The 19690-nt window shown below is 40.5% G+C and carries 26 protein-coding genes and 1 pseudogene; 12 read left to right on the top strand and 15 right to left on the bottom strand.

Translation table 11 applies throughout. From position 1 onward, the window contains the following. Nucleotides 1–116 precede the first annotated feature (116 nt). On the bottom strand, nucleotides 117–1442 hold the full coding sequence (locus M3206_RS18180) for a hypothetical protein (RefSeq protein WP_251313936.1): 1326 nt from the start codon (nucleotides 1440–1442) through the stop codon (nucleotides 117–119). Between the two features lie 350 nt (nucleotides 1443–1792). Here M3206_RS18180 and M3206_RS18185 point away from each other — a divergent pair, with 350 nt between their 5' ends. From M3206_RS18185 to M3206_RS18195, 3 genes are all read left to right on the top strand, one after another. Further along, nucleotides 1793–2341 (top strand): hypothetical protein, encoded by a 549-nt coding sequence (locus M3206_RS18185; protein ID WP_251313937.1) that lies wholly within the window; start codon nucleotides 1793–1795, stop codon nucleotides 2339–2341. A gap of 72 nt (nucleotides 2342–2413) precedes the next feature. Next, the gene (locus M3206_RS18190; protein WP_251313938.1) at nucleotides 2414–2788 is read left to right on the top strand and encodes an SLAP domain-containing protein; all 375 of its coding nucleotides are present in this window, start codon (nucleotides 2414–2416) and stop codon (nucleotides 2786–2788) included. A gap of 104 nt (nucleotides 2789–2892) precedes the next feature. Further along, a complete protein-coding gene (locus M3206_RS18195; RefSeq protein ID WP_251313939.1) occupies nucleotides 2893–3117 on the top strand; it encodes a hypothetical protein in 225 nt (74 codons plus the stop codon). A 67-nt stretch (nucleotides 3118–3184) separates the two neighbouring features. On the opposite strand, the gene M3206_RS18200 is transcribed toward M3206_RS18195, so the two are convergent. Next, complete coding sequence (locus M3206_RS18200; RefSeq protein WP_251313940.1) at nucleotides 3185–3682, bottom strand: YajQ family cyclic di-GMP-binding protein; 498 nt, start codon at nucleotides 3680–3682, stop codon at nucleotides 3185–3187. Nucleotides 3683–3856: 174 nt separating this feature from the next. Between M3206_RS18200 and M3206_RS18205 the strand changes: the two genes are divergently transcribed. Then, on the top strand, nucleotides 3857–4654 hold the full coding sequence (locus M3206_RS18205; RefSeq protein ID WP_251313941.1) for an alpha/beta fold hydrolase: 798 nt from the start codon (nucleotides 3857–3859) through the stop codon (nucleotides 4652–4654). Between the two features lie 100 nt (nucleotides 4655–4754). On the opposite strand, the gene M3206_RS18210 is transcribed toward M3206_RS18205, so the two are convergent. The 3 genes and pseudogenes from M3206_RS18210 to M3206_RS18220 form a co-directional block, all read right to left on the bottom strand. After that, nucleotides 4755–5969, bottom strand: coding sequence for an NAD(P)/FAD-dependent oxidoreductase (locus tag M3206_RS18210; protein ID WP_251313942.1), 1215 nt, complete (start codon nucleotides 5967–5969; stop codon nucleotides 4755–4757). Nucleotides 5970–6137: 168 nt separating this feature from the next. Beyond that, nucleotides 6138–6483, bottom strand: a pseudogene (locus M3206_RS18215) (general stress protein). 173 nt (nucleotides 6484–6656) lie between these two features. Then, nucleotides 6657–7217, bottom strand: coding sequence for a beta-class carbonic anhydrase (locus tag M3206_RS18220; RefSeq protein WP_251313943.1), 561 nt, complete (start codon nucleotides 7215–7217; stop codon nucleotides 6657–6659). Nucleotides 7218–7571: 354 nt separating this feature from the next. Here M3206_RS18220 and M3206_RS18225 point away from each other — a divergent pair, with 354 nt between their 5' ends. Together M3206_RS18225 and M3206_RS18230 are read left to right on the top strand one after the other, a co-directional pair. Further along, nucleotides 7572–7802 carry a hypothetical protein gene (locus tag M3206_RS18225; protein ID WP_251313944.1) on the top strand — a complete coding sequence of 77 codons (231 nt, stop codon included), beginning with the start codon at nucleotides 7572–7574 and terminating at the stop codon, nucleotides 7800–7802. 250 nt (nucleotides 7803–8052) lie between these two features. After that, nucleotides 8053–8376, top strand: a complete 324-nt coding sequence (locus M3206_RS18230; RefSeq protein WP_251313945.1) for a YwdI family protein — start codon at nucleotides 8053–8055, stop codon at nucleotides 8374–8376. Nucleotides 8377–8707: 331 nt separating this feature from the next. Here the strand turns inward: M3206_RS18230 and M3206_RS18235 are convergent, their stop codons facing one another. Then, nucleotides 8708–8878, bottom strand: a complete 171-nt coding sequence (locus M3206_RS18235; RefSeq protein WP_251313946.1) for a hypothetical protein — start codon at nucleotides 8876–8878, stop codon at nucleotides 8708–8710. A gap of 205 nt (nucleotides 8879–9083) precedes the next feature. Between M3206_RS18235 and M3206_RS18240 the strand changes: the two genes are divergently transcribed. Both M3206_RS18240 and M3206_RS18245 read left to right on the top strand, forming a co-directional pair. Next, the gene (locus tag M3206_RS18240; protein WP_251313947.1) at nucleotides 9084–9311 is read left to right on the top strand and encodes a YvrJ family protein; all 228 of its coding nucleotides are present in this window, start codon (nucleotides 9084–9086) and stop codon (nucleotides 9309–9311) included. A gap of 112 nt (nucleotides 9312–9423) precedes the next feature. Beyond that, nucleotides 9424–9795 carry a DUF423 domain-containing protein gene (locus tag M3206_RS18245; protein WP_251313948.1) on the top strand — a complete coding sequence of 124 codons (372 nt, stop codon included), beginning with the start codon at nucleotides 9424–9426 and terminating at the stop codon, nucleotides 9793–9795. Nucleotides 9796–9864: 69 nt separating this feature from the next. Here M3206_RS18245 and gerQ read toward each other — a convergent pair whose 3' ends face one another. From gerQ to M3206_RS18270, 5 genes are all read right to left on the bottom strand, one after another. Then, complete coding sequence (gerQ, locus tag M3206_RS18250) at nucleotides 9865–10302, bottom strand: spore coat protein GerQ (RefSeq protein ID WP_425590750.1); 438 nt, start codon at nucleotides 10300–10302, stop codon at nucleotides 9865–9867. 70 nt (nucleotides 10303–10372) lie between these two features. After that, entirely contained in the window at nucleotides 10373–10744 is a 372-nt protein-coding gene (locus M3206_RS18255; RefSeq protein ID WP_425590751.1) for a cell wall hydrolase, read from the bottom strand. 550 nt (nucleotides 10745–11294) lie between these two features. Beyond that, on the bottom strand, nucleotides 11295–12038 hold the full coding sequence (gene hemQ, locus M3206_RS18260) for a hydrogen peroxide-dependent heme synthase (RefSeq protein WP_251313951.1): 744 nt from the start codon (nucleotides 12036–12038) through the stop codon (nucleotides 11295–11297). Nucleotides 12039–12113: 75 nt separating this feature from the next. Then, complete coding sequence (locus M3206_RS18265) at nucleotides 12114–12890, bottom strand: sporulation protein (protein ID WP_251313952.1); 777 nt, start codon at nucleotides 12888–12890, stop codon at nucleotides 12114–12116. Between the two features lie 107 nt (nucleotides 12891–12997). Continuing rightward, entirely contained in the window at nucleotides 12998–13324 is a 327-nt protein-coding gene (locus tag M3206_RS18270; RefSeq protein WP_251313953.1) for a four-helix bundle copper-binding protein, read from the bottom strand. Between the two features lie 280 nt (nucleotides 13325–13604). Here M3206_RS18270 and pta point away from each other — a divergent pair, with 280 nt between their 5' ends. Continuing rightward, complete coding sequence (gene pta / locus M3206_RS18275) at nucleotides 13605–14585, top strand: phosphate acetyltransferase (RefSeq protein WP_251313954.1); 981 nt, start codon at nucleotides 13605–13607, stop codon at nucleotides 14583–14585. 143 nt (nucleotides 14586–14728) lie between these two features. Here pta and M3206_RS18280 read toward each other — a convergent pair whose 3' ends face one another. Both M3206_RS18280 and M3206_RS18285 read right to left on the bottom strand, forming a co-directional pair. Continuing rightward, nucleotides 14729–15562, bottom strand: a complete 834-nt coding sequence (locus M3206_RS18280; RefSeq protein WP_251313955.1) for a lipoate--protein ligase family protein — start codon at nucleotides 15560–15562, stop codon at nucleotides 14729–14731. After that, entirely contained in the window at nucleotides 15559–16362 is an 804-nt protein-coding gene (locus M3206_RS18285) for a class I SAM-dependent methyltransferase (RefSeq protein WP_251313956.1), read from the bottom strand. Before M3206_RS18285 ends, M3206_RS18280 begins: the two co-directional genes overlap by 4 nt. A gap of 380 nt (nucleotides 16363–16742) precedes the next feature. Between M3206_RS18285 and M3206_RS18290 the strand changes: the two genes are divergently transcribed. Further along, complete coding sequence (locus M3206_RS18290; protein ID WP_251313957.1) at nucleotides 16743–18026, top strand: HD domain-containing protein; 1284 nt, start codon at nucleotides 16743–16745, stop codon at nucleotides 18024–18026. Between the two features lie 30 nt (nucleotides 18027–18056). Beyond that, on the top strand, nucleotides 18057–18560 hold the full coding sequence (locus tag M3206_RS18295; protein ID WP_251313958.1) for a YwgA family protein: 504 nt from the start codon (nucleotides 18057–18059) through the stop codon (nucleotides 18558–18560). Nucleotides 18561–18607: 47 nt separating this feature from the next. Here M3206_RS18295 and M3206_RS18300 read toward each other — a convergent pair whose 3' ends face one another. Beyond that, nucleotides 18608–18817 carry a hypothetical protein gene (locus M3206_RS18300; RefSeq protein WP_251313959.1) on the bottom strand — a complete coding sequence of 70 codons (210 nt, stop codon included), beginning with the start codon at nucleotides 18815–18817 and terminating at the stop codon, nucleotides 18608–18610. Nucleotides 18818–18927: 110 nt separating this feature from the next. On the opposite strand from M3206_RS18300, the gene M3206_RS18305 reads away from it, so the two are divergent. After that, the gene (locus tag M3206_RS18305) at nucleotides 18928–19368 is read left to right on the top strand and encodes an immunoglobulin-like domain-containing protein (RefSeq protein WP_251313960.1); all 441 of its coding nucleotides are present in this window, start codon (nucleotides 18928–18930) and stop codon (nucleotides 19366–19368) included. 237 nt (nucleotides 19369–19605) lie between these two features. Here M3206_RS18305 and M3206_RS19250 read toward each other — a convergent pair. Continuing rightward, the coding region (locus M3206_RS19250; protein WP_425590697.1) for an IS3 family transposase at nucleotides 19606–19690 on the bottom strand (85 nt) is incomplete at its 5' end.

The raw sequence follows: 19690 nt of genomic DNA on the forward strand, positions 1-19690 counted from the left end.
CAGCCCACTTTGTTTCTTTTGAATAAACGTTTTTGCCCATGCAAAAACACCTCCGATTTTCACTTTTAATAAGTGTATCATTTCGAAGGTGTTTTATTGTGTCCCAAATACCTAGGTTAGTCTAATTTTACCCATGGTTTTTCTTCTTCTATAACATCAATTCTTACGACATACAGAATACCTAAAAATAAAATCGTTGGTACAATCCAGACGAAAGCATTGGTCATCGCGATAAATGACACAATGGAAGCAGCAAAAGCATCAAATGTAGCGTTATAGACATCTTGTTTACTGATCGATTGACTGCTTTTTATAATGGATGGATCCTGACTGGCAGCATAAACTTGAAATTCCTTAACAGACTCCGCTTTTAACCAGAAGATGGTTTGATCATCTGCTTTTACCGGATAAATTGAGAAATCATTCGTCGTACTGATTCGTTTTGCTTGCCACGTATCCCCTTTTAGCGATGCTTGATAAATATTACCCGCATCCTTCTTATTAGAAATGGCTCCTCGAGCAGAAAAAAGTATGGAAGGCACACCGTTCTTAATGTACAAATTTAAATAATTTGGATTTAAAATTTCGTAACCTTCCATTTCATCTTTAAAAGTAACACTTGAAAAGGAAAGGTCCTTTAACTGGTTCTTTGGTGCTGAACCATAGTAAGTCTTAAATGATTTTGTTCCTTGTTTGGTTGAATAGAACGTATAAAGGATATGAACGCCATCATTACTTTCAGCAAACCTAAAGTTATAGATTTTATCAGTTGGCGTTTTGCTGTACTTAAGTATAGAAACGGGCTCATATTGTCCGCTTTTTTCAGTTAAATAGAATGCTTCCATTTCAACTTTTTCACCGACAACGGCAATAAAGGAAGAAGAATCTGGATGAGCGTTCAACTCTGAAATCTTTTCTTTCGCTGAAAAGATCAAACGGCTTTTTTCGTTCTTAGGATCATACATATAAACTTCGTTGTCTTTCGTATAGGCAAAACGTTCCTTTGTATCGGCTAAAATTTCAACGTCTTTATCTATTACGCTATTTTTGCTGCCCTCACGAATGATTAAATCGCCCTGCGATACGAAAGCGATTTGCTTTCCGTTCGTCCAAAAGTTGCCTCGTTCATCCATTGACAGCTTTTCGGTTTTTTCAGAAACAACATTCAGCTTCTCATCCAAAATGGTTGCTTTTATACCATCATTGAGATGCGTGTAGATATGATACTGATTGTCTTCCTTAAAGGCAATAGGTTCTGAGCTTACGGACTCGGCCGCTATACTGACGGATCGGCTCCAGTCTTTGCTTGGAAGTTTAGTCTCCTGTCGAATGTTGTTCCAAACCACCAAACCTATCAAAAGTAGAACAATGGCAAGAGGAAGAAGATAAGCTTTTCGATTCGAAGGATTCTTTTTCTTCTTTAGTTTCGAATCTACGTTCATGGTAATGCCCCCTTTTTTCTATAAAAGAACAAGATTATTAGTATTCGGTATGTAGACGGATATTCCTGTAAAAATTATTCATTTTCTTGAAATTTCCAGCAATAATAAAAAGCTAAAGAAAATGAAACTTGTAGAAACAATGATTATTGCCGTGGAAATAATGTCGAAATTTGTGATGAGAATTCACTCATTTACTCCATGATTTATCTGCTGCATGGATGTACTGAAAAGATTCGTCATCACGGTTTATTCAATAAGGTACACAAGGAACTCCAGTTGTTCATGTAGAAATAAATGAATAGAAAGTTTAGATTACCATCTTCCATAAAATAAAGGAGTGGGTGGGGCGGTTGAGTAAGCTGAAGATTTTTGTTTATCTGGTTATGATTGTCTTGTTGGCTGGTTGTTCAAGCAGTGCTGCGCAGGGTACGTTAAATGACAAAAACTTAAAACTGCAGGATCACGTAAAAGGGGCATACCCGAGATATTATGATCAGGTTTCAAAAGAGGAGGCGCAAAAGGCTCTGCCGTTTTCTATAGAACTGCCTGATAAACTGCCGTTCAAAGTGACTTTTTCTACTTTTCAAATTTCAGATTGGGGAGAAAAGAGAAATATCATGCTCGATTCGATCTTTTACCCAAATCAGAAAGGAAAGAATGTCTATTTAGCCTATCGTGTCTCTAATTTTCTGCCTCATACAGAAAAAATTGAAACGGATGAAAAAGTTGAGCTTGATAATGGGACGAAAGCCTATTTCTCCGGAAGTCCTGATCTGCCGATACTGGCATGGGAAGAGGATGGCTTGTATCATAAGATGGAATATCTAAAAGAAGAAGAGAAAGATAGCAAGAAAGCAAAATCAAATTTGTTAAAAGCTGCGAGCTCAATATACGAATAAAGGAAGTAAAAAAGCTTGTGTCGTAGGGATTGGCGAGCCAATATTGAAATGAGTAAAAAAGAGGTGAGGAACGTGCAAAGGTTACTTTTTGAATCCGCATGGGACAGGACTTTGGCGGAAAAAGACAGGAATGAGATCGAGCGAGTTTTTTCTGAAATAAGAGCTGACGAAAAAGAAGGGTACGAAGCAATTCTATTAAAAACGGCATTTAATCATAAAGAAAAATTTTTGGTAACCGTTTTGTTAAGTAATTATTCAAAACAGCCAATGACACTTTTAGGAAAGAAAGTCGTATACAAAGAAAGAGGTCAAACGTTAGGAGAGTTCGAATCAGCATACACTTTAGAGATTCCTGCGCAGACAAGTATGCTATGGACATTTATATTTCCAGAGGGGAGTTTGGTCGATCAACCTGAGGGTGATCCGGGTGAGTTAGTTATTCAGTAGTGCATTTTGTACACAGTAGAGGAAAAAATTGTACGGTTACGCCACTTTTTGTACAGTTAGCACCGATTTTGTTCAGGCACCAAAAAATTATTAGGAGGAATACTATGACAGGTACAATTGCAGTCATTATGATATTCTCTATTCCCATTATTGCTATCATATCGGGATATTTTATATCACAGACCAAACTAAAGCACAAAATGCTTAAAGATGAGCTTGAACTTGAACGGTTAAAGCATGAGAATTATGTGATTGAAACACAAAAGATGAGGCTGGAGCTAGAAAAGATGAAACTTTTAGATGCTACTGACAAAAAAGAACTGGGATAGATTTAGTAAGGAATACCACCAAACAAAAAGCTTGAGGGAATAGATCTCCCCTCAAGCTTTTTTATATTTATCTGTAGTTAATGAACTGCACATCGATCGGCAGATCTGCTTCTTTTACGAGAGCAATGATCTGCTGAAGATCGTCTCTGCTTTTTGCTGTTACGCGAACTTGGTCATCTTGTACTTGGCTTTTAACTTTTAAACCGGAATTTTTAATCAATGTGTTGATTTTCTTAGCGTTATCTTTATCAATTCCTGTTACAAGCTTCGCACGTTGGCGAACGGTTCCGCCTGAAGCTTGTTCGATTTTGCTGTAATCCAGGTTTTTTGTTGGAACACCGCGCTTGATAAGCTTTGTAATCATTACATCTTTTAGCTGTTCAAGCTTGTATTCATCATCAGAAACTAAAACTAATTCTTCCGCCGATTTATCAAGCGTTATTTCACTTTTGCTGCCTTTAAAATCATAACGGTTTGTAATCTCTTTTGTTGCGATATTGATGGCATTGTCCACTTCGGATAAATCAACTTGTGAAACAATATCAAATGAACTTTCTTTAGCCATTTTGAAACCTCCCGACTTCACTATCGTTAATATACCTATAGTATAAAGAGAAATACGTCATGTTTCCAGTTTGTACACATTCTTTTGCCTAGATGAGGGTACAAAACATATAGAGTATGTTAAAATGAAGGCTGGAATTTTCATCGATGTTTTAACCAATAGGGGGGATACTTCGTGCTTCATTACAAAACTTATACACACGAAAAAAATCATCAATGGGTGATTTTTGTCCATGGTGCAGGGGGCAGTTCATCCATTTGGTATAAACAGTTAAGAGAATTTAAACAACACTTTAATGTTTTGCTTGTTGATCTACGAGGACACGGGAAATCACAATCTGAGAAATTTTTATTAAAAAAATACTCATTTAAAGAAGTAAGCCTTGATGTTCTTGAGGTTATGGATCATTTGAAGATTGAGAAAGCGCATTTTGTCGGTATTTCACTGGGAACGATTCTGATTCAAACGCTGGCCGAGATGAAACCAGAGCGTGTTTGTTCAATGACGCTTGGCGGAGCCGTAACGAAAATGAATTTCCGCTCACAGTTCTTGATTGCAGTGGGGAATCTATGTAAATCTTTTATTCCTTACATGTGGCTTTATAGTTTATTCGCATGGGTGATCATGCCAAAGAAGCGACATGAGGCATCGCGTTCACTTTTTATAGGGGAAGCGAAAAAGCTATGTCAGAATGAATTCAAGCGCTGGTTCAAGCTAACGCTAAAGATTAATCCGTTTTTGCAAAAGTTAACGAAAAAAGAAACGCCTATACCTACACTGTATATCATGGGTGAAGAAGATTATATGTTCTTGCCGCCCATTCAGGCGTTTATCGATAAAAAGAAGCATTCCAGGCTTTTGACGATTAAAGATTGTGGACATGTCTGCAATGTTGATCAACCGGAGATTTTCAATAAAAAATCCATTGATTTTATCCAAAAACAAATCGCAGCCGCACCGACTGCTTCATAAATTAGAGAAAGCCAGCTATGTTTAAGCTGGCTTTTTTATATGGCTAATTTGTGCGCCGTGTAAAAGACACTTCCTTTAAAAATGAGTAAGTGTCTTCATTTCATAACCTCGCAGCTCTTGCTATGGTGAACAGTCGGGATGCAGGGTGGAAGCCTTTTGTGATGAGATCTTTGATCATTGTTGCACCAAGCATATTGTAGACCGTTCCATTTTTACCAAAGCCTAAACAATAATACTCGCCTAACCGGTTAGGATGTTCGCCAATATAGGGAAGTCCGTCGTGAGATTCACCAAATGTGGCAGACCAGGAATGTGAAATTTCAGGTGAACCATCCGGAAAGAGTTCTATTACTCTCTGTAAAATTTGTTCAACTCGTTCATTTATTAAGCCATCCTTGGTGGATGCTTCTGCTTGCTCTTCATCTAATCCTCCTGCAAGAATTCTTCCGTCTTTTGTTGTACGCATATAGAAGTAGGGGCGCTTTGATTCCCAGATCATCCATTCTTTGTATTGATCCATTAAGGATGGGAGAGGTTCTGTTACAATCGAATACGTTCGGTTAAGGGTTGCACCTAGTTGCTGAGTGAGAAAGTCATTTTCGTAACCCGTTGCAAAAATGATGTGCCGTGCCTGAATCGTTCCGTTTTCCGATTCGCAGGTAAACCCGTGGACGTTTTTTGTTTTTCTCATAAGAGGTGTTTGCTCATAAATCTCAACGCCAGCCGCTTCAGCATCTTTTAACAAAGTCTGAACAAACCTATAGGGATTAAGTTCTGCATCACCGTTTTTTACGAGTGCAGCTGATTTTGTAAAGGGAAAGCGCGAAGCAATCTCTTGCGGTTCAAAAAATTCTACAGGGAAATCAAATCTCTTAAGCGTTTCATATTCACGGATTAGCGTTGAGGCTTCTCCAGGTGTACTGGCATAATAAAGACTTTTCTTTTCACTGAAATCAGATTCTTCCGATACGTTTTTGGCGATCCTTTTTAAGTCTTCTAAAGCATCCTGACACAACTGATAAAAATAAACGGCATCTTGCTCGCCTTTTTGTTCGATGAGCTCGTGAAGCATCTGATCACCTGAGAGCTGTAAAAATCCGCTGTTTGCTGAAGAACTGCCATACCCTGGTTTGCCTTTATCAATGAGGATTACATCGAGGTCGGTTTCCTTGCCTAACGTATAAGCACATAGAGCCCCTGACATTCCTCCGCCGATAATGAGCACATCGCATGTCTTATTCTCTTCAAGTACGGGATACTGAATGTCCTCGGTATATGTGGATGGCCAAAATAGCTGGTCATTGTGTATGTTCATAGTTACTCCTCCTCGTCCTCTTTTCATTCCCGGGAACCGTTAAAGAGAAACCGTAAATAAGGAAAAATTTTTCAATAGAATAAAGGACTTGCGGGGATTCTTCAGAAGGAGCATGTAGGACAAATAAAAAGCCGCTTCACCAAACTTGGTGAGCGGCTTTTCCATATCTTATGGCAGGTTCGTTACTTTGTCTTCGTTTTTAATAATGAGTAAGATCTTACCCATATCTTTTCTCATATTGATCTGCCTCTACATCAGATAACCCAATTTCAGTCATCTTCTTGCGCAGTTCATCACCTCTGGACTCGAACACGTTGCTGAGCGCCGTGCCTAGCCCTTCTTCTTTTAATCCGATTGTGTTTACATCTGCATTATCCGCTAGGTCATGCGTGTCGTCTTTTTCGTGTGACAGGACATAGAGATTGTCTTCATGAACACCTTTTGCTTTCAAATCACTGGCAGCAGCGATCAATTCTTGTTGTGAGTTAAATTCATGTACAATTGGTTTAACCATTTTTTATATCCTCTCCTTTAAACGATGATATAGTGTGTATTCACGGATTAAGGAGATTCTAAACGTTTAATTCTGAATCAATAACGGTATCATTTTACTATTTTCAATAACATTCGCGCGCTTTAATTTGACTAGAAATAAAAAAAGCACCCCGCTTGGAGGCACTTCTTCAACTATTCAATATCAGCATCTACTACGTCCAGTCTGCCCGTTTCAGGGTCAATGACAAGACCATGGACTTTAATGCCTTCTGGTAATAGCGGGTGATTCCTCACTAACTCTACACTGTTCTGCACGGAATCCTCTACACTTTCAAAACCATGCACCCATTTTTTTAGATCAAGGCCGGAATATTTGATCGTATCTAATGTAGATTGTTCGATGCCACGTTCTTGCATCTGGCCGATTAGTTCGTCTGCGTTTACATTGCTCATCCCACAATCATGATGGCCGATAACCATGACTTCCTTAGCCTTTAGGGCATAGATTGCAACAAGTATGCTTCTCATCACAGACCCAAACGGATGGGAGATAACCGCACCAGCAGATTTTATGATTTTTACATCACCGTTTTTAATATTCATCGCACTTGGCATCAATTCTGTGAGGCGTGTATCCATACAAGAGACGATAACGAGACCCTTATCAGGAAATTTAGTCGTTTGAAAAGGTTCATACTGTTTGTTTTCAACAAAATTTTGATTGTGCGTTAGTATTTCGTTAAGTATGGACATGATTTTCCTCCTTGTTTCTACAGAAAGTAGTTTTATTAAGAAATCCTAATAAAGTGTACGTCTTTTTCTATCATAATCAGCCTGAAGTCGCTAACATATTCAAGCTTATTCTCACTAGTATACAAAAAAAGGTGCTCAATGTGCTCTTTTTTGTATGTGAGACTATTTTTTTGTTGATAGAAATTTTGAAATCAAAGCACATTCTGACAAACATTTTATCATAAGGTACGTATAATCTCAGTTATCACCACATAAATTGGTAAGTTCGAAAGGAGGAAAGATATACAGAGGCTTGCCAGTTGGTTTTAAAATAGATCGGGAACTTATCATTCTTATATTGAAAGGGGAAGGGACATGGAAGTTATGACGTACATCCTTTGGGTTCTGCTGTTAATAGGGTCTGTTATGAAGAACGATATGGTTGCTGCTTCATTACCGAAATCAGGACAAGCTCTGCCTGCGGTGGATCGTTGGGGGAGAATACTGCTGAATGATGATTCGGAAAATGTAATTGAAGTAGAATTTCAGCAAGCAGTGAACGATAACTTTAATAATCAGACGTACGGTTGGGTGGATACGTCATAGCGATTAATGATTAGACATAAAAAATAAAACGAAAAGGGGGAAGTCTATTTTAAATAAAATAATTGATTTATGTTTTAGCATTCGCTAGCTGGGCGTACGGCCTGGATCACCGTACGCATGCTGGCTTATGAGGGATACTGCGCGGATTTGGAGAGGAAGGCAGCTTATTTTGGGCTGTCTTTTTGTCGTTATTTTATTTCTGGTGCCTCGTTTGATAGAATAGAAAAAAAAGATAGTTGTGGTGAAACAGATGAACATACCAGTAAGCCAGTTTGCGAAAAAAATAGAAAAGCATCTTGCGGAAATCAAGCAATCTGGAGAACATTCTCCTAAGCTTCGTGAGCATGTCACAGCCATACACACATTGTGCGAATTAATGATGGAAGCGGGAGATGACAAGGAGACTTCTGTAAAAGAGTGGGTTCCTTCACATCCTGTCCAAAAACCGGTGAGCATGGTGACTGCTCCGCCAGCGAAAAGCCACAAAAAATCGATGATGGACTATGACATGGAATACGATGATGATGACAACGAGGATAAGGACGGAAATGGAGATTCCATTTTTGATTTTTGATTAGTGAACCAGCTGGGCGGAGGAAGAGTCAGGGGGTTTTTGATCCATTCATAGAGAAGGGCTGACAAAAGTCAGCCTTCTTTTTTTGAATGAATGGCTATTTTACGGTACGTGTTTTTTAATTCTGTTACACGTTCGCGCAAGATGACCCACTTTTCGCTCAAAAACCTCGAGTACCGCTCAGAATCGCTGAGCTACGCTCAAGATTCCTGATCTTCGCTCAAAATGGATGGGTTATCGCTCAAACTTGCTGATTCGAAGCTTACTCGGCAATAAAAACTTAAAACAAAAAAGAAAAATAACACAAAAAAAACAGCGTCATTAAACGCTGTTAGATCGATACATAGGTGTGTTGGTTTTCCATTCTTTCATCCTTACGTTTTGCGATTTCAATTTTTTCGTTGATCTTTTTATTAGAAAAGTAAATTGCAGCTACTGTAGCAATTAGACTGAGAGTGGCAAGTCCTAAAATTGTATATAACATCGTAGTAATAAGTTCCATTTTGTTGTTCCTCCTTGGTTGTTCATTTTGTCTTAGTAGTTTTATTCCACTAGAAATTTTTATTAAACCTATTATTTGTGTAGGTCTTAGGAATCAAATAGGGAATATGAAAAAGGAATCATGGTAAAAATTTCTCCTCCGCTTTATAATATATTTACGAACATATGTTCGATATATGTTCGAAAAAAATGAGGGGTGAAACATGATGAATCAAGCGAATGAATGGCTTAACTTAGTAACTCTCCTCGGTAATGTTGGTTTTCCTATTGTGATTGCAGGCTACCTGCTCTTCCAGTTTGAGAAGCGGATTCAGAGCTTAGAAGGAATTATTAAAGAACTCCATTCAGAATTAGTTGAAAAAGAAGAACTGGAACGAAAGATTGATCAATACGTCCGGATGCTGGACATCGAACGCAAGACCAAACAACGTTAGCGTTCTTTTTTTATCATGGACGAGCTGTCCGCCAAATTCTTTACAATCCTGTGGCAACCTTTTGAATCAGTAAGTTTCAATGGTAAGATAAAAGAAAAACAGGAGTGGAACTATGAAGCTTTTTCTAATATTAGGAGCGATTAATGCCATGCTTGCTGTTATGCTAGGAGCATTTGGCGCACATGCTTTAGAAGCTAAACTCACAGAACGCAACATGCTGAGCGTCTATCAAACGGGTGTCCAGTATCAAATGTATCACGCATTAGCTTTAGTTGCGGTTGGCATTCTGCTTGGAAAATGGCCTGCATCTGCCTTATTGACTGGAGCAGGTTGGTCGTTCTTTATCGGAATCCTATTGTTCTCTGGCAGCTTATATGCGCTGTCGAACACAGGCATGAAATTTTTCGGGCCGATCACACCTCTTGGGGGAGTTGCGTTTATCGTTGGATGGATCTTATTGATCATTTCAGTTGTAAAAGCATAATGAAAAGGCGTTCCTTTTACGGGACGCCTTTTTTCTGAACTGTCTTGACCAGACATTTTTCTCTTTTTATCAGCGAGGACTGTATTGAGAAAACTGCCCAGATTGCTGCTGTGTTCCATATGGATAGCTATAATTAATCTCTTCATCGAACGTAATATAATTTACATATACCATTAATAATAAATACCGTTTGCCTGTTTGCGGGTCACTCAAAATTATGTGATCTCGGCCAGAAGCCTCTATGACTCCCTTAAAAACTTTAGCATTCCATTTTTCATTATTCTCGAAAGTCATATAAACCGTTGCGACCTTGCCTTTGTTTAATCGAAGAATATTTTCAATATAAGATTGCTCGATCGGCAGCTGGCCCGGTACAGCCAAATCTGCCATCTGATCTCCGCCTGCTCCTGGTCCCTGCTGGCCTTGTGCCATTTCCTGCGGCATACCCATTCCAGCCATGCCTCCCATCATGCCACCCATTGCACCTGTGCCACCCATTCCATTCATACCACTCATTCCATTTTGCTGCCGGTAATAAGGATTAAAATTATTCATCAACATGCCTCCCTAAAAGGTGTTAATACACACTCGGACAATCACTTTGTTTAGGCTGGTAAAAACAATGCGATTTGAAGCTGCCTGAATGGGGCTGATTGTACCACGTGGGTGGACAAGCCCCACCTGGATCAAAAAACCATAAGGCATTTCTTGCAGGGTGATAACGCTTGCCGTTGATTACTTTTTTAGCCAGTTTTTTTTCATTCTCACGGGCACCCTGATAAAAATATCCTTTGACCGTTGCTTCGAACCCCCCTGGTTTTTGAAAAACCATCTGCTGCATATTACGGACCTTTTTAAAATCAAGGCAGTCTCCGCGAATCCGGTTAACGCCAGTGTTACCCACAAGGAGCATCCCTTGGTTACCTTCCCCCTCAGCCTCAGCACGCATCAACCGTGCAAGTAGAGCAATGTCTTTACTGGTTGCTTTAACAACAGCCAATTGCCTTCCCCCTCTATGTGTCGATTCTTGGTGTACAAGCAGGGAAACAGAACATTCGATATATGTGTATGAGCCTTGTTTGGAAACTAGACCAATGCCTATTAAAGTTTTATTAGTTGAATGGAAGTATATACTTTTCATAAAAGGGTGGCGCCATACCATTTTAGTTTTTATCCAAAAGTCCGAATGAAGTTTTTACGGTACGTGTTTTTCAATTCTGTTGCACGTTCGCGCAAGAAGACCCTGTTTTCGCTCTGAATCCTCGAGTACCGCTCAAAATCGGTAAGCTACGCTCAAAATTCCAGATCTTCGCTCAAAATGGGTAAGTTTTCGCTCAAACTTGCTGCTTCAAGTCTTACAATAGCTTGAAAGGCAGTCTTTTTAGTAACTAATGTGGTTTTGACTGGTCAAAACATCTTTCTTCTTTAATTAAAAAATAAAAAAAGGACTTGAACTCAAAAGTTTTTACACTTTCGAGTCAGTCCCTTTATCCATCTAGCTACACTTGCAAGAAAGCAGGCACAGCTTCTTTTGTTAGGATATTTCCTACATAGAAAGATCCGAATTCACCGTAGCGTGCACTTACTTCATCAAAGCGCATTTCGTATACTAATTTTTTAAATTGAAGCATGTCGTTTGAGAAGAGCGTAACGCCCCATTCCCAATCGTCGAGCCCTACAGATCCAGTGATGATCTGCTTTACTTTCCCTGCATATCCGCGGCCAATCATACCGTGGGAGTACATCATTTTTTTACGTTCTTCCATGGAAAGCATGTACCAGTTGTCGTCACCGTCACGGCGCTTGTCCATCGGATAGAAACAAATATGATTCCACTTCGGAAGTTCTGGGAACAAGCGGGCTTTGATCATCGGATCCATCTCGCCACTTTCGTTTTGCGGGTTGTATGTGCTCAGCTCTACAACAGAAACGTAAGAATACGCTTTAATCGTATATTGAGCAAAAGCTGTTTTATTGAATGCGTTCTCGATCTCATTCAATTCTTCCATAGTAGGGCGAAGTAGCATCATCATAAAATCTGCTTTTTGCCCCATGATGCTGTAAAGAGCATGACTGCCTGCTTTATTTGCTTCTACGTTCTCCCATTTTTCAAGAAACGTTAAAAATTCGTTAATCGCGAATTCGCGCTGGTCACTTGTAAGGGTCTTCCAAGCTGCCCAATCCATCTCACGGAAATCATGAAGACAATACCAGCCTTCTAATGTAATAGCTGCTTCACTCATCGTTATATTCACTCCCTGTAAAAAATAAACACGTCCCTACAAATATACCATAAGTAGGAACGATTCCAAAAAGGGTTAGCTGTATTGACGGAGCGTGCCTTCAATCTTGGCTTTTACGCCAGATAGATCTTGCAGCTCAGCCCGTGTGAATGATAGGCGTACTTTTCTCTCATCAAGGTCCATTGCTTCTTCCAGCATACCGAACAATCCTTTTCCGCGCTTGTCGATTTCCATTAACAGCTCGATGCTGTTCGTTTGCGGAACGAAGATGACTTCAAGTTCATCCAGTTTTCCTCGATAAGCACCTGAAGCGGGAACGTACTCAAACTCTTGCAGGAAAGGAAGCCTGCGTCGCATAAAGCGCGGTGCTGCTTCACAAGTTGCTTTTCGTAGCCTGAAACCAAGCTGCTCGATCGCATTAAAAATGGACGCTGTTCCAGTATCGGGCTGTACACGAATCTGATCGTTATCGGTTGGATCTACCGCCATCTGAACGTCTAGGCCAGTCTTGATCCAAACTGGGGTACGGCCAAGGGTATAAGGCGTATGATAAGGAAGTTGTAATGAGAAAGGAATCTCCTGAGAGCTTCCTCCCTTAACATCAAGGCTTGAGCCAACCGTAGTTTTTTCAATGGCTGCAGTATCACGCACTTTTTTATCATTCACTTCACGATAGAATTCGGTCATTACATAAAGGTTGATGTGGTCGATTTTTTGATCTGCGTTTCCGCCTACTATTTTGATTGTTCCTGTAATTGTTTCTCCAGGTGAGTAAGTATCTTTATCTAAAATGGTGTCTACCTTTGCTGCTCCGATTCCTACACTAGCCAACATACGGTTAACAAAAGACATGCTGATTCCTCCTCTATATTTATCTTTCATTTTTACGGAAGGAATAAGATAAAGATTCATATCTCAAAAAAAACTTTCTTCCGCGGTGGAAGAAAGTTAGTATTCCGTTATGCAACCATTTTTCTGCAAACTTCTGCACATCGGAAGCAGGCTTCAGCACACTCCTGACAATGCTGGTGGTCATGCTTTTCACATTCCTTACCGCACGCTTCACACACTTTCGCACAAAGTTCACAGATCTCGTTGATAAATGAGCTGTTCCGAGCCATCGTCTCTGCGGCAAAGTTGCAAATGTCCGAACATTCGCGGTCGAGTCTGATGCAATTCGCCATCATCTTCACATCTTCTTCCTGCAAACAAGCATCATAGCAATGGTTGCAAGCCTGCATACATCGCAAGCATTCATCGATACATTCTTGATACGTTTGGTGCATCTTTAAAAACGCCTCCTTCATGGATTACAGTTAAAGTTTTCCCGGAGACATAACTTTTAAACGATAAGGCGAGAGGAGGATCAAACATGCCCCTGCTAAAAGCGAACATCCCGTAAGAGGAAATATCAACATTCGTTTTAAATATTCAAAATAAAAGAACTTCTCTTATCAAGCGCTTTCAACGATATGGATAGGTTTAAAAGGTTATAAAAAAGGAGTAACCTAGTAGGGAATGCTAATTATAGAGTCAGAAACAAGAAATTTAGGAGGCTATTATCATATGAGCGATCTCTTTATAGATTTAAAAAATAAAGTACAAGCAGCGAATCCGGTTATCGTTTTTCCTGAAGGAACAGATGAGAGAATTCTAGAAGCAGCAAGCCGTCTAGCTTCTGAAAAGGTATTACAGCCTATTTTAGTAGGAGACCAAGCGGAAGTTTCCTCAAAAGCAGAAGCGGGTGGAGTTTCATTAGGTGGAATCGAAGTCATTAACCCTGCTGAGTACCCAGAGTTTGATGCGATGGTTGCCTCTCTAGTAGAACGCCGTAAAGGGAAAACATCAGAAGAACAAGCACGTAAGATTTTATTAGACGAAAACTATTTTGGAACGATGCTTGTTTATATGGGTAAAGCTCAAGGGCTTGTAAGTGGAGCGGCTCACTCAACAGCTGACACGGTTCGTCCGGCTCTTCAGATCATCAAAACAAAAGAAGGCGTAAAAAAGACGTCTGGTGCATTTATCATGGTGCGTGGCGATGAGAAGTACGTATTCGCTGACTGTGCGATCAACATTTCACCTTCCAGCACAGACTTAGCTGAATCTGCTGTGGTTTCTGCTGAAACGGCCCGCGTATTTGGGATCGACCCGAAAGTAGCATTGCTTTCTTTCTCAACCAAAGGATCAGCTGTTTCTCCTGAGACAGAAAAAGTTGTAGAAGCATTGGAAATTCTTAAAGGAATGGACCCTAACTTTACGTATGACGGAGAGCTTCAGTTCGATGCAGCATTCGTACCGTCAGTAGCAACGAAAAAAGCACCGAATTCACCGTTGAAAGGGGAAGCGAACGTATTTATCTTCCCAAGCCTTGAAACAGGGAACATCGGTTACAAGATGGTTCAGCGTTTAGGTGGATTTGAAGCGATCGGGCCAATCTTGCAAGGATTGAATATGCCTGTTAATGACCTTTCACGCGGTTGTGATGCAGAAGATGTTTATAAATTAGCTTTGATTACAGCGATGCAGTCATTAGACGTTAAATAATGGGGAAAGCCAGCTCAGTGGAGCTGGTTTTTTTGATGGAGACGGACACTTTTGTAGTTGGAGATTCACGATCACATAAAAAGAGCACGATGTAATTTGCCATTTGAAGGAAGTGGATGTCCGTACCAAAAAGACACTGCCACTCATAGTGACAGTGCCTTTTCATTTCGATCCCACATTCTTTGAATATTTCCTGGGAGCAGTTCACTTTCATCCGGTGATAGCTGACCACTGAAAAAAAGATCGCTGTTTTTATGCAGGACTTGTAAGAGACGTGTGTGGATTTCTGCTACGGTGAGTTGATGGTTTAGCAACTCTGCTAAACTTGCCATGACTTCTGGCTGGATCTCAGGATATTGAAACTTTGTTGTCTCATCTTTTAATCCACGCTTGTAAAATTCACCGATTAACGATGCACGTTCCGATCCGCTGCCGTCCACACAAAGATAGATCTGTACCGCAACACCGCCGCGCATACGACGCTGTGAGATTCCTGCGAATTTTTTTCCGCCGATGCTTAGATCATAGCTTCCCGGGCAATAAGAGCCGACGATCTCGTAGGCATCAAATGTCGCTCCATAAGGTTCTAACAGTTGTTCCACTAATGCGGTCATCGTGTCATAGCCTTGATTGATGTCGATTGTTCCTTCTTTTTCCGGAAGAATAAGTGAAATGTTTAATACCCCTTCATCTAGTACAACCGCTAGTCCACCCGAATTCCGTACGATCACGCGATAGCCGCGCTCTTTCAAATAATCGATACCGTCCTTTAGATAGGGAAGTCGTGTATCTTGAATGCCGAGGACGATGGTGTTGTGGTGGACCCATGTACGTGCTGTCGCGGGGGAATTTCCGCTTCCAATAGAGGTACAAAGTGTATCATCCGTTGCAAAGGACTGTCTCGCATCAAATTCTGGTCCGAGTGTTGATTGGTCGATCAGTCGCCAAGCTGGCTGCTCTAACAGATGATTGCTCATGACAGTTTCTCCGCAACAATGATGAATGATTTTGGAATTCCGCGGTCCAGCTCTTCTGGATGCGGTTCTTCAACAAGCTGTTTGACCCATAATCCGTGGCTGCCGACTGCCGTCACGATTTCTCCAAGCGTCCATTGGCGGAGTTGTACCTGGAATGGAGCCCGTTCTTCAGAAGTAGCATATTGCAGTTCAGGAAGAAATTTGGAGTATGCGACATCCTTCGTTACGAGCTCTTCACTAAAATAATCCCCTGTAACTTTATGCTTTCTTACAGCTTGGCTTTTTCCTTGGGATTCTATCAGTTTGGTAGAAACAGGATGGAAGTCTTGCAGGATCAGTTTACCGCCAGGCTTTAATAGACCTGCCACCACTTCAAAATAAGCATTTAAATCAGTAAAGTAATGTAGAATACCGTTCTCCATGAAGGCTATATCATAATCACCTGTTAATTCGGACGCAGGCAGATTTAAAATATCTTCAACGACATAGCGAACATTTACGTCAGCCGCTTCAGCCAGTTCGCGAGCGTACATAGCGTTTGATTCCGAAATATCGATAACCGTCGCATCAGCTCCTAATAATGACAAAGCGACTGCTTTACTGCCGTGTGATCCTAAAAGGTTAACAATCTTTTTACCAGACACATCCCCAATGTACTGATCGAGTGGCTGTAGTCGCCTTTTTGGATCTTTTAAGATGCGCTTCGCCGCTTTTTCAGGCGTTCCAAAACGGTTCACCCAAGCCTGATAGGAAGAGTTACTCCAGGCCTGTCCATTTTTTAATCTTCGTTCTTGATCCATTTCATTTTCCTCCTGAAATCTATATACAAGTTGGGACGCTTATGTGGAATAATGAGCATCCGAACGCGCGTCAATCAACATTTATTCATATAAAACTATCATTGCCGTTGTAAGCTTTATCTAGTATAACGCATATTGAAAGGGGAAGAAAATGGTGGATTTATGAACACCTTTGCCCGAAATAAAGAGAAGCGGATATAGAAAAAAATAGTGGTTGTTTTGAAAGTTAGGAACACGATACAATAGGGTATATTCAAATGAATAAATCACAGATTCCGATCAGAAAATACCTTCTCAACATGATTATTGAGGAAGGGATTTTTCTTTTTTAAGAGAACTCTTACCTATAAATGCTGGCAGAAGGAGCAGGAAAAAATTCAATGGCGAAACCATTAGGAAAGCTGCACGAAGAAAAAGTGTTTAAAGACCCGGTACACCGCTATATTCATGTTCGTGATGAACTGATCTGGCGGCTGATCGGCACGCGCGAGTTTCAAAGACTGCGAAGAATCAGGCAGCTTGGTACTACATATTTAACGTTTCATGGCGCTGAACACAGCCGTTTTAGTCATTCGCTTGGTGTTTACGAGATTACAAGACGAATCATAGATATTTTCCAAGAAAAACAAACATGGGATCCGGAGCAGCGCCTTCTCGTCCTATCCGCGGCGCTTTTACATGATGTGGGACATGGTCCGTTCTCTCACTCTTTTGAAAAAGTGTTCGGGGTGGACCATGAAGAGTTCAGCCGCGATATTATTTTAGGGGATACCGAAGTAAATAGCATCCTTTCGCAGATGGGTGAAGATTTCCCGAAGCAGGTTGCAGAAGTAATCGCGAAAACGCACCCGGACAAGCTGATCGTCAGCTTGATCTCGAGTCAGATCGATGCGGACAGAATGGATTACTTACTGCGTGATGCGTACTTTACCGGAGTCAGCTACGGAAATTTTGATATTGAACGCATTCTTCGCGTGATGCGCCCTACTGAGGATGGCGTTGTCATTAAATCCAGCGGTATGCATGCGGTAGAAGACTACATCATGAGCCGCTATCAGATGTACTGGCAGGTTTATTTTCATCCTGTGACGCGCAGTGCGGAAGTCATCTTAAGTAAGATTCTCCACCGCGCGAAGGAACTATATGAAACAGGGTATACCTTTAAGAGAGAACTGTCTCATTTCAAGACCCTTTTCGAAGGGAGCGTATCTTTAGAGGATTATATATCACTCGATGAGGGTGTCATCCATTATTATTTCCAAGGATGGATGGATGAAAAGGATCCGATCTTGAGTGATCTTTGTATCCGTTTTATCGATAGAAAACTATTCAAATATACGGAAATGGTTTCTTTTACAGATGGCCATTTATTGTCTGCATATTTTCAGGAAGCGGGTATCAATCCGAAGTATTACCTTGTCGTTGATTCATCTTCTGACCTTCCTTATGATTTTTACCGCCCTGGTGAAAAAGAAGAGCGTCTGCCGATCAATCTGTTGAAACCAAACGGTGAGATTCGGGAGCTATCGAGAGAGTCCGACGTAGTTGAGGCGATCTCAGGAAAACGCCGCACCGATCATAAGCTGTATTTTCCGATGGATCTGATTGAAGGAATTCAAGATGAGTCTTTGAAAACCAAAATAAAAGAGATTTTACATAAATAGCACGAAAAAGGATGTTAGGGGGAACGTACAGTGTTTGAGGATCATTTAAAAGTCGTCACTCTGATTCAGGAAGCTGGGGAAGTGATTGGCCGAAAGAAACTTCAAAAAATGGTATACATCGCAAAGAAGCTAAATTTTCCTTTCCAAGAAAAATATCAGTTTCATTTTTATGGACCGTATTCTGAAGAACTGACGCTAAAGATTGAAGAACTGTGCAACATGGGATATATCCATGAAGTGAAGGAAAAGGTAAGCGGCTATTCTCAGTATCGCTATGCGGTGAACGAAGAAGGGCAGAAGCTCCTATCTACGTATGGAGCAGAGATCGAATTGCTGGGAGACTGTGTTCGCTCGATGAATGAACAATCTTCCCGTTTTTTAGAACTTGTTTCAACGATCATGTACTTTGATAAATTTGACGAGGATGAGATCAAAGAGAAGGTTCAGACGGTAAAAGCGAAGCAGAAGTATACAGAAGAGGAAATGAATGAAGCTTTTGCTTATATTTCAAAATTGAAGAATCGCGTGCAATAGAAATAAACCTGTTTGAGGGCTGTTTGTAGCCTAAGAACAGGTTTTTATTACCATTTAAACTGAAGAGGATGACCATGATGGTACAATCCATACAAATAAATGAACAGAATCAATAATGAAAACGGAATGATTAACCCAAGGAGAGTGGTCACAAACCCTAAGAAAATACTTTTTTCATATAAGCGAGTAGCAAAATAGCCGATTCCAAGGGCTAAGGACATCAAAAATAAAATAGTAGAAATAAGTAATATATTCATGATAGCCCCCTTTGGTAACAGCATATCCACCTCCTGATGACTGTAAACGACAGTTTGTATGAAACTTTTTACTAGTCATATCGACTAATAGGAAAAAGGAGGGCTTAGTGATGAAAAACATGAAGCTTATTTTCTTGGCGTTCCTTCTTGTTCTCCTAGCCGCATGTGGCAGTAAGCCTGCCCCTGAAGAGGATAAGAAGAGTGGAGCACCTCAGGTAGAAAATGATAAGGCTAAGGAGGAAGCAGGTGTGAAGGCAGAGGTCCAACTTGAAAAGGATAGTAAAGAAGGAAAGTTGATGTTGAAAAACAGTTCCGATAAAGAAGTTTCAACGGGAGTTGCTTTTACTCTTGAAAAATGGGAAGGCGGAAAATGGAACAAGATCAATTCGAATCAAATGTTCACGGAACAGATGATTACGGTAAAAGCCGGGGAAAATTATGAGCAGCCGATTGAGCTAAAGGATCAGGAAGCGGGAACTTACCGCGTGTCGAAAACATTTTTCGCAGAGGAAGAGAAGCATGAGGTAGCTGTTTTGTTTGAGAAGAAATGATGGAGTGTATTGTTGCTACATGGGTGTTGAAAGCGAGTTGATTTCCGTTCCAGATGCTCGCTTTCCGGGGGGCTCACCTGTCCCGCTCGTCCCCAAGGAGTCTCGCATCTTACACTTCAATCAATTGTACATGAAGAGAGAACTCAAAAAAACGACCATTAAAAAAACAAAAAGACCGGCATCAGCTCTAAGAAATGAACTGTTCCCTTTAAATTAGACAGTTTATAAAAAGTCCATTTAAGCAGCTATTAGATGACCTCGGAATTGTTCCGGGGTCATTCTGCTTAATGTCCATTGATATCTTTCTGTATTGTAAAATTCT

Source organism: Fictibacillus phosphorivorans (assembly GCF_023715845.1).
Taxonomy (GTDB): Bacteria; Bacillota; Bacilli; order Bacillales; family Fictibacillaceae; genus Fictibacillus; species Fictibacillus phosphorivorans_D.

Excerpts from the sequence above, each read along its gene's own strand:
- M3206_RS18225 (WP_251313944.1), top strand. The coding sequence starts at position 7,572 with ATGGAAGTTATGACGTACATCCTTTGGGTTCTGCTGTTAATAGGGTCT.
- M3206_RS18240 (WP_251313947.1), top strand. The coding sequence starts at position 9,084 with ATGAATCAAGCGAATGAATGGCTTAACTTAGTAACTCTCCTCGGTAAT.
- M3206_RS18265 (WP_251313952.1), bottom strand. The coding sequence starts at position 12,890 with ATGTCTTTTGTTAACCGTATGTTGGCTAGTGTAGGAATCGGAGCAGCA.
- M3206_RS18220 (WP_251313943.1), bottom strand. The coding sequence starts at position 7,217 with ATGTCCATACTTAACGAAATACTAACGCACAATCAAAATTTTGTTGAA.
- M3206_RS18180 (WP_251313936.1), bottom strand. The coding sequence starts at position 1,442 with ATGAACGTAGATTCGAAACTAAAGAAGAAAAAGAATCCTTCGAATCGA.
- M3206_RS18270 (WP_251313953.1), bottom strand. The coding sequence starts at position 13,324 with ATGCACCAAACGTATCAAGAATGTATCGATGAATGCTTGCGATGTATG.
- M3206_RS18285 (WP_251313956.1), bottom strand. The coding sequence starts at position 16,362 with ATGGATCAAGAACGAAGATTAAAAAATGGACAGGCCTGGAGTAACTCT.
- M3206_RS18280 (WP_251313955.1), bottom strand. The coding sequence starts at position 15,562 with ATGAGCAATCATCTGTTAGAGCAGCCAGCTTGGCGACTGATCGACCAA.
- M3206_RS18200 (WP_251313940.1), bottom strand. The coding sequence starts at position 3,682 with ATGGCTAAAGAAAGTTCATTTGATATTGTTTCACAAGTTGATTTATCC.
- M3206_RS18300 (WP_251313959.1), bottom strand. The coding sequence starts at position 18,817 with ATGAATATATTACTTATTTCTACTATTTTATTTTTGATGTCCTTAGCC.
- M3206_RS18305 (WP_251313960.1), top strand. The coding sequence starts at position 18,928 with ATGAAAAACATGAAGCTTATTTTCTTGGCGTTCCTTCTTGTTCTCCTA.
- M3206_RS18290 (WP_251313957.1), top strand. The coding sequence starts at position 16,743 with ATGGCGAAACCATTAGGAAAGCTGCACGAAGAAAAAGTGTTTAAAGAC.
- M3206_RS18230 (WP_251313945.1), top strand. The coding sequence starts at position 8,053 with ATGAACATACCAGTAAGCCAGTTTGCGAAAAAAATAGAAAAGCATCTT.
- M3206_RS18235 (WP_251313946.1), bottom strand. The coding sequence starts at position 8,878 with ATGGAACTTATTACTACGATGTTATATACAATTTTAGGACTTGCCACT.
- hemQ (WP_251313951.1), bottom strand. The coding sequence starts at position 12,038 with ATGAGTGAAGCAGCTATTACATTAGAAGGCTGGTATTGTCTTCATGAT.
- pta (WP_251313954.1), top strand. The coding sequence starts at position 13,605 with ATGAGCGATCTCTTTATAGATTTAAAAAATAAAGTACAAGCAGCGAAT.
- M3206_RS18210 (WP_251313942.1), bottom strand. The coding sequence starts at position 5,969 with ATGAACATACACAATGACCAGCTATTTTGGCCATCCACATATACCGAG.
- gerQ (WP_425590750.1), bottom strand. The coding sequence starts at position 10,302 with ATGAATGGAATGGGTGGCACAGGTGCAATGGGTGGCATGATGGGAGGC.
- M3206_RS18245 (WP_251313948.1), top strand. The coding sequence starts at position 9,424 with ATGAAGCTTTTTCTAATATTAGGAGCGATTAATGCCATGCTTGCTGTT.
- M3206_RS18255 (WP_425590751.1), bottom strand. The coding sequence starts at position 10,744 with ATGCGTGCTGAGGCTGAGGGGGAAGGTAACCAAGGGATGCTCCTTGTG.
- M3206_RS18195 (WP_251313939.1), top strand. The coding sequence starts at position 2,893 with ATGACAGGTACAATTGCAGTCATTATGATATTCTCTATTCCCATTATT.